The 8,234-nt window shown below is 37.3% G+C and carries 10 protein-coding genes and 1 pseudogene; 8 read left to right on the top strand and 3 right to left on the bottom strand.

From position 1 onward, the window contains the following. Nucleotides 1-357 (top strand): DDE-type integrase/transposase/recombinase (locus AAHB12_RS30560; RefSeq protein ID WP_342048845.1); only part of this gene is annotated, 357 nt, incomplete at its 5' end. A gap of 121 nt (nt 358-478) precedes the next feature. Here AAHB12_RS30560 and AAHB12_RS30565 read toward each other — a convergent pair. Continuing rightward, nucleotides 479-631 (bottom strand): hypothetical protein, encoded by a 153-nt coding sequence (locus AAHB12_RS30565; RefSeq protein ID WP_342048848.1) that lies wholly within the window; start codon nt 629-631, stop codon nt 479-481. Nucleotides 632-1,142: 511 nt separating this feature from the next. On the opposite strand from AAHB12_RS30565, the gene AAHB12_RS30570 reads away from it, so the two are divergent. From AAHB12_RS30570 to AAHB12_RS30600, 7 genes and pseudogenes are all read left to right on the top strand, one after another. Further along, nucleotides 1,143-1,277 carry a hypothetical protein gene (locus AAHB12_RS30570; protein ID WP_342048849.1) on the top strand — a complete coding sequence of 45 codons (135 nt, stop codon included), beginning with the start codon at nt 1,143-1,145 and terminating at the stop codon, nt 1,275-1,277. A gap of 271 nt (nt 1,278-1,548) precedes the next feature. Further along, nucleotides 1,549-2,046 (top strand): DUF2690 domain-containing protein, encoded by a 498-nt coding sequence (locus AAHB12_RS30575; RefSeq protein ID WP_342048851.1) that lies wholly within the window; start codon nt 1,549-1,551, stop codon nt 2,044-2,046. A 121-nt stretch (nt 2,047-2,167) separates the two neighbouring features. After that, nucleotides 2,168-2,689 (top strand): DUF2690 domain-containing protein, encoded by a 522-nt coding sequence (locus AAHB12_RS30580; protein WP_342048853.1) that lies wholly within the window; start codon nt 2,168-2,170, stop codon nt 2,687-2,689. Nucleotides 2,690-2,809: 120 nt separating this feature from the next. Beyond that, complete coding sequence (locus AAHB12_RS30585) at nt 2,810-3,232, top strand: DUF2690 domain-containing protein (RefSeq protein WP_446715641.1); 423 nt, start codon at nt 2,810-2,812, stop codon at nt 3,230-3,232. A 640-nt stretch (nt 3,233-3,872) separates the two neighbouring features. Further along, nucleotides 3,873-4,196: pseudogene (locus tag AAHB12_RS30590) on the top strand (DDE-type integrase/transposase/recombinase); the annotation flags it as partial. 223 nt (nt 4,197-4,419) lie between these two features. Next, nucleotides 4,420-5,007: a hypothetical protein gene (locus tag AAHB12_RS30595; RefSeq protein WP_342048857.1), complete on the top strand. Its 588-nt coding sequence runs from the start codon at nt 4,420-4,422 to the stop codon at nt 5,005-5,007. Nucleotides 5,008-5,443: 436 nt separating this feature from the next. Further along, a complete protein-coding gene (locus AAHB12_RS30600) occupies nt 5,444-5,884 on the top strand; it encodes a YaiI/YqxD family protein (protein ID WP_342048858.1) in 441 nt (146 codons plus the stop codon). A gap of 240 nt (nt 5,885-6,124) precedes the next feature. On the opposite strand, the gene AAHB12_RS30605 is transcribed toward AAHB12_RS30600, so the two are convergent. Then, entirely contained in the window at nt 6,125-7,795 is a 1,671-nt protein-coding gene (locus AAHB12_RS30605; RefSeq protein WP_342048859.1) for a ribonuclease J, read from the bottom strand. Nucleotides 7,796-8,025: 230 nt separating this feature from the next. Beyond that, nucleotides 8,026-8,234: DDE-type integrase/transposase/recombinase (locus AAHB12_RS30610; RefSeq protein WP_342048860.1), on the bottom strand; the 209-nt coding region annotated here is incomplete at its 5' end.

The following is an 8,234-nucleotide window of genomic DNA, read 5'->3' on the forward strand; positions in this document are numbered from 1 at the left end:
TGCTTTTTCAAGAAAGCCTTGGCTGCTTCTCATGTTTGTAAACCTCGCGTCATAACAGTGGATAAAAACCCAGCCTATCCTGTAGCGATTCAAGAGTTAAAGGAAGAGAAAAGTGTGCCAAAAGGCATACAAATCAGGCAAGTTAAATATCTTAACAATATCGTGGAACAGGATCATCGCTTTATTAAAAAGCGTATTCGTCCGATGCTTGGTTTAAAGTCCTTCCGAACTGCCAAACGGATTATTGCGGGAATAGAAGCTATGCATATGATCAAAAAAGGACAAACTCTCCAAGGGGAGAAATCTGTCCGAAGCCAAGTGAACCTCGTTCATCAACTATTCGGCTTCCCAGCATAAAATAGTCCCACTAGGAAATTTCTCGTCTCTTTATATCTCTCCCAAGTGTTTGCACCAGAACCCTCATAACAGCCTCCCTTCCATAAATTCAATAGCAAACCCCTCACGTTCTGGAGAGGGACTACTTGAAGAAAATATCATACAAAATGTATAAGATAAGAATTCCTGCTATAATGCCACCACCAATAGTTGGAACACCGAAAAAAGTACGATTAGCAAAATCATCTGTTTCAATGGCACTTTTTTTCTGTTCTTTGTCCTTATCCTGACTCAAAAAATCTCCCCCTTTTTCCTAATTGTACCATTTGAAACAATCAGTTGTTATGAACAATTTGGATGTATATTCCATACATGTCAAGTTTACATAACACATCATTATCGGAAGTAGCCATGCCCAGGGCATCCGCGCCAACACTGGGTTTCTCACAATCTCCGAATTTATTACATATGCAGGATTTTATGCAATGCCCAAGCGGCACGAGTTTTGGCCTCCCGATTCTTTGACAAGCCTCCCTACTTTTTGCATAAAATCCTGCATGTTTTTTCGTGAACTCCTTTGCTTCCAACGGCTTAGAGGGGGTGTTTCTATTTGTCTTAAAGGGGGACCGACGTCAGTCAGAATCCCTTTATAAAATATTTTTTAATTAAACGGAAAGATGATTATGTTAATATTCCAGTTTTTTGTTTTCTATCGAAATTTTATATTTCTATATGGTAGAATGTGGTCGAATGTCTAAAATGGTAAAATGAACCATTTTAGAAAAGTGAAAGAAAGGAGGATTGTTGTGAAAAAGATATTACATGTAAGGATTTTGTTTTTGCTTATCTTTGGTCTGTTTAATGTGGCACCCATGACAAAAGCATTCGTACCATCTTACGGGTACGGCAAGAATTCGTTACTTTTGGAGCCGCAAGGGTAAAAATGACATAGAAGATGTCTTATACGTCATTTTTTGGTGAGATCAGTATAAAAGATCCCGTAAATCCATCAGTTAACGAAAAGAAAAAGTGACGTAGAACTTCATTAATAGCTCAAATCACTATTGTTTTTCGTGAATGGATCAAAAAAAGAAGTAATTCTTACCTCACCCCTGCTAGATAGATATATATTAATATATCCGGTTTTTATAAGTGTTGTATCAAACAAAAATAACAATGGTTATTAATTCTAATTAAAGAAGGTGACTTATTGTGATTAAAAAGTTATTTTCTGCTCTTTTCGTGTTCCCTCTTGCTTTTTCTTTGTTTTTTATCTTTACTTCAAAAACGGAAGCTGCGTTTAATCCAAATCTCTACTACACTGGTAAAAGCCCTTATACTGCGGTGTATGGTGGATCCGGAACTTGTGCAAGTAGTGCTGTTCGAAAAGGGTACAAACAAATCTCTAATTTAGGTTATGTTGAGCTTAAGTATAGCACCGTATGTAAAACGGCTTGGGCTAAACTAACTCGCTACTCTAAAGCACCTTTTAATGATTCTGGTTTCGCTGGCATTTATCGTAGCGATGGTGTTTGGTTTAATAGTTATGATAGTGGTGGAATTGGTGCTATTGATGCTGGCCAAACTGTTACTTATACTCCAATGGTTTATGATTATACTCCTGGATACGGATATACAGCATATGCAGCAGGTTGGCTTCGTTCTTATTCAGGTGGTCCATATTCTTATGGGAAAACTGGATCCTATTAAATAAATACAATATAAAACGCCCTTTCAGCAACAATTTGAAAGGACGTTTGTTTTTATTAGTGTTGCTTGAGAATGATCAACTTGGATGTCTAAAAACAATATTAGATAGGGAGGAAAATCAATGTTGGATAAAGTTCGTAATCCACTAAAAGTATGTATTTTTGCTATAGCTAGTATTGTAGTTTGGTTTGGTTTTCAAGGGACCACATTTGCTATCTCCGATTTAAGTAGTTATTATGATGGGAAAAATTCGACAACAACCAAGGTCTATGGAGGAAGTACTACTTGTGATTCTGATGCCTTTAATGCAAAATCTGCTGGAGTTTATGAAAATGGGAAAAGAGTGGGGACTGTTTATCTTAGATATAGTAATAAATGCCATGCAGCATGGGCTAAACTTGTATTGAATAGTCCTGCACCCTCTGTATCTGGAGGAGTATATGCTTATGCTATTGTTAATAAATACAAAAATGGAGTATTCCAAAAATCAGTAGACTCTAATAGCGGCAATGGAGCGATTAAAACAGGACAAACGAGTACCTATACAGGAATGGTATTTGATGAAATTCCGACCTGGGGGTATACGGCTGATGCTGAAGGGGTTACCGTTAAATCTGGATACGGAAAGACTGCCCGCTACTAGAAATTCATTTGCAATAAACTGGTATCCTCTAGGAATCTTATTTGGGGAGAGTGAGATTTTATGAAAGCTCTAAAACAAGTTATATCATATACCTTTTTAACTTTTATAGCCTTTTGTTTCATGTTGGGGACTGTTAACTTCCCGAGTAGCCAGGTTTTTGCAGAAAGTAATTCGTATGATGGAAAAAGCCCCTACTATGACAGTTGCGCAAGCTCTGCCGTAACCAAAGCGAAAAAATGGATCGATGCCACTTCATATGTAGAGTTAAAGTTTAGTACAAAGTGTAAAACCGCTTGGGCGAAAGTCACTATTACTCGTCCGGCAGTGTATAACTATGAAGCAGATGCTAGAATCGTGCGGAATACCGATGGTAAGGCATATACTTGTAATAGCCTAGGTGGGAATGGCGTAGTCAATAAAGGGCAAACATCATGTTACACACCTATGGTATATGATTTAGACCCGCGTAAGGCACAAGCCCAAGGAAAGCATGCGATTCCAAATAGTGATGCTTATAATTATGCAGAAACCATTTGGTATTAATAGTGAAATGGATTTTATTGGCTGACCTTTATAAGAGGTCAGTTTTTTTATAAGAGGTACCGCCACATCGCCATCAAGGTAAAGTAAGTAAATCCTTCTATAACCATCAAGTTAAACTTTTACAGCACCTCCAGAATGAAATTTTAGACCTTCTTATAACAAAGAAGATCACATTTTATCATTTTGAGGGTGACCTGTTTTCTTGGCTTGATAGGCATGCGTCAGGACCCCAAGTTAAGCAGATTTCCACAATTAGTTATTCAAGAATATGGTCCGATTGTGGAATAGAATAACTGGAGTTTTTAACTTTATTATCATAAAACAGTTAATATCAAAAGTTTATCGTTACTTTTTATAAAGTAGACTTTTTTATGCAATTACCGTAACAAAAACGAACGTTTTTGTTACGAGAATCCTCTTCAATTTTTTCAGCTAGTAATCTCGCATAAGTTATGTAACAAAAATACGCAACAATATTTTAAGTGTTTTTAAGGTTGCTGTAAATCTTGTAACATCATCATCTACCATGTAAGAATCTTAATAGAATTAGCATAAATGTTATCCATTCTTTCAATGAAATCCCCAATCCTCTATGCTAAGGTAATGTTATGCTAGTTTTTCAGGTTCTGGTGCAAAAACTATTTGTAAACCTCTTATCATAACAGTAGACAAAAATCCCGCCTATCCTGTAGCAATTCAAGAGTTAAAGGAAGGGAAAAGTGTGCCAAAAGGCATACAAATCAGGCAAGTTAAATATCTTAACAATATCGTGGAACAGGATCATCGCTTTATTAAAAAGCGTATTCGCCCGATGCTTGGCTTAAAATCCTTCCGAACTGCCAAACGGATTATTGCGGGAATAGAAGCTATGCATATGATCAAAAAAGGACAAACTCTCCAAGGGGAGAAATCTGTCCGAAGCCAAGTGAACCTCGTTCATCAACTATTCGGCTTCCTAGCATAAAATAGTCCCGCTAAGAAATGTCTCGTCTCTTTATATCTCTCCCAAGTGTTTGCACCAGAACCGTCCTGAGACGTGGATTAACGTGATTGTAGCATTAGCTAGTCTTTCGCTGCAGTAACAGAAAGGTAGGAAGGAAGATAAATAGAGCCATCCTGCCTTTTTCTCTTTAGCGCAATCTTTCAGAAGAAAACAAGATAAATAACGCAAGGAAGGGGCGGAGAAAATGAAAGCTTTACATAGAGTAGAGTTGCTTACAGTTAGTTTTGGTATAGGTCTTATTATCCTTGCTATCTGTAGATTTTGGGGAATAGTAATTGTTCCTCCTATTTTTGTAACAGGAGTTTCGATAGCTGGTATTTGTTTTACTTTAACAGATTTTTTCGAAATGGGGCTTATCAATAAGGAAGAAAAGTCTTGGCATAAGTGGCATAATGAGTTCTTTACGGCCCTAATAAATGCGTGCTATTTAACAGCCATTTTAGGTATTATTGTTTTACCTAACCTAAATTCTGTAGAAAATGCAAGTCCTGAAGTCTTAAATAAGATAAGCGACTTTACAAGCTTTGCAGCATTAGGACTTGCCATTGTTGCAATTGCTACTAGAAACCGCAGTATCATAAAGAGTAATATTTATAGTGAATTTTATGAAAATAAGAAAGAGCTACGCAGAGTAGAGGGGCTTCTAAATGAAGCTAGGCAGGAAGCGCAAGCTGTGAGAGATGAAATAATAAATCGAGAAAAAGAACTAATAGCTAAACCAGAAGATCCAGCTAACCAAGAAATAGCGGCTACTAAAGATGAACAGGAATAATATGTCGCACAGGAAAGCGCAAAGGCATACGCCATGTACATTCTATTTTGTACTTTCTTTCGGAAGAACAAACGACGAAAACCCCTTACGCAATTAGGAAGGTCTTTTTTTATAGGGGGTACGGAAACGATTCGTAGATTGAGGGGCCACTATGGGAGTAAATATCATAAACAGTTTTGATAAGTGTATTTGAGATACTTCAAAGCTTTTAAAATCAATAAGTCCCAGCCCTCTCAATAGGGTAAAACCCTAACGAAATAAAAATGGACTGAACGGTAAAACTGTTCAGTCCATTTTTATTTCTCTTACTCCATTAAAGCGCCTTTTAATAGAACAACTGTTTTTTAATGATTTTAGGTAAACCATCTTTATCGTTTGACAAAGGTTAAATTTTCCACTACCATCAACTCAAACTTATTTACAGGGAGAGGTTACGATGAAAATTTATGTTGATGCAGATGCTTGTCCGGTAAAAGATATCATTATCTCTGAAGGTACGAATGCTGAAATTCCTGTTATCCTTGTAACTAGCTTTTCTCATTTTTCTAATGCGGAACAACCATCAGGAGTGGAAACCATTTATGTTGATTCTGGAGCAGATGCTGCGGATTATCGGATTATGAAGTTAGCAGAAAAAAGAGATATAATCGTTACGCAAGATTATGGTCTTGCTTCGCTAGGTTTAGCAAAAGGGTGTGCGGTACTTCACCATAATGGGTCTAGCTATACAAATGAAAACATTGACCAATTATTACAAACACGTTATCTGAGTGCAATGGCTCGAAAAAGCGGAAAGCGTACAAAGGGGCCAAAACCATTTACATCAGAAGATAGGGAGAAATTTAAGAGGCTTTTTAAAAGAACGATTTCACATTAAAAAAGAACCGTTCATTTTTAAGAAAAACCTAGAAAAAAATTGTGACAAAACTTAAACTAATCTGCCACGTTAGTTTAAGTGAAACACTTCACAAATAATGATCTTTTTATCAGTATTCTTACTCTTTCTGTTTCCTCCACAATCTGGCCCAATACATAAAGAACGAGCACAATTCTTGCTACAGAATTGCGCCCGATTGTTGAAGATCAATTAATTCATTTTTTAAGAACTTCCCCCCTATTAAATTTCAATAAGTATAGGAACGATCATTGGCTTTTTTTTAGTATGTGTATATACATATTGTCGTATTGATTTTTTTATTTGTTTTTTCATTACATTCCATTGGTTTCTATTTGCTTCTTGTAGCTCGTTAACAGTTTTTATAGTAAGTCGATTAACGTCTCTTCGGAGTTCCGAGAAATCTCTATCCACAAATCCACGAGAAATGGTATCGGGTTCAGAAATCAGTTTTCCTTCCGCTTTGCTCATAGTTAAAACAATCATTAGCATTCCATCCTCTGAAAGCTGTTTGCGGTCTCGTAACACAAATTCCCCAACATTACCGACATCCCCCCCGTCTACGTAGGTATTCCCAACCGGTATTTTCCGGGTCTGACGGGCAATGGTATGTTCAATATCGACGACATCTCCATTATTGATGATAAACGTGTTTCCTTGCTTTACTCCAACGGATTCAGCTAACAAACGGTGATGGTGTAGCATTCTAAATTCACCGTGAATGGGAATAAAATATTTTGGTTTCATTAATGTAAGCATTAGTTTTAAATCTTCTTGATAACCATGGCCGGAAACATGCATTCCGGATGTACTTCCTGATCCATAAATCACTTTGGCTCCAAGTGAAAATAAGTTGTCTACGATACTCGTGACATTTCGTTCATTCCCGGGTATTGGACCTGCTGCCAAGATAACCGTATCTTCAGGTAAAATGTCGACACCGCGAAAGTTTCCAGTGGACAGGCGGGCAAGAGCAGCCAATGGTTCTCCTTGACTTCCCGTGCATAAAATAGCCACCTTTTCAGGAGCCATTTCATTGATTTCATGTGGGTCAATTAACATTCCATCAGGAACTGTTAAATAACCACGTTCCATAGCAAGCGCTACGACCTTAACCATACTTCGTCCAAGCAACGCAAGTTTTCGATTTGTTTTTTGCGCTGCATTCACGATTTGCTGAACGCGACTAATATTTGAAGCAAAGGTAGAAAAAATAACTTTGCGTTCGGCTTTCATGAAAGTTGCTTCCACATGTTCACCTACCATTTGTTCCGATGGGGTCAATCCAGGACGTTCTGCATTGGTACTCTCAGACAATAGAAGCAAGACCCCTTCTTTTCCGATTTCAGCCATTTTATGAATATCCGAATGCTCATTATTCGCAGGGGTTAAATCAAACTTGAAGTCCCCCGTATGTACAATATTACCCTCTGGTGTGTGAAAGACCATTCCCAAGCAATCAGGAATACTATGGGTCACTTTGAAAAAGCTTACGCTCATTTCTCCGATTTTCAAGTTTGAGTTTGAGTTGATTTCAACAAGTTCGCTTTCTCTTAGAAGTTTATGTTCTTTTAATTTAATTTCAATTAATCCTAGTGTGAAGCGTGTGGCATAAACGGGCACATTCAATTTTTTTAAGAAGAACGGGATCCCCCCGATATGATCTTCATGTCCATGTGTGACAATTAAAGCCCTGACTTTATCTTTATTTTCTACTAAGTAAGCTATATCAGGAATAATCAAATCAATCCCTAATAAACTTTCATCTGGAAACTTATTGCCACAGTCGATAATCACGATATCGTTTGAATATTCGATTGCATACATATTTTTCCCGATTTCATTCAAGCCGCCTAAGGCGAAGATAGATAATGCATTTTCTTTTGTACTCAAATTTATATCCTCCCACTTTAAATGTAATCTTAGTATGCCCTTTGGGTTTCCCTTTATCAGTGGGTTGAATGCTCGAGCTTTCTATAAAAAAGGAAACTCTAGACTTGTTTTTTTCTGAAAATACTGACTACATCATTGATGTCTTAGTTTCCCACATCGTTATCGAGGGTTCTGGTGCAAATATGATTTTTTTAGAAGTATAGAATCTTAATATCCTTTGCAACTGTGAATTATGATACTACTCCAAATAATTTATGTATGAATTCAATCTCACTCTGGACAGACTTCACCCCTTGTTGGAGTTGTCCTTTTTTCAGCATATGCATCACTTCCACTCCGCAGAGGATCTGTTTGGCTGTTAGAAACGTTTTCAATCCTAGCATAGAACGGACACGCTTCTTGATAAAGCGATGACCTTGCTCTACTAGGGGTACCGCCA

The organism is Bacillus sp. OTU530 (assembly GCF_038440375.1).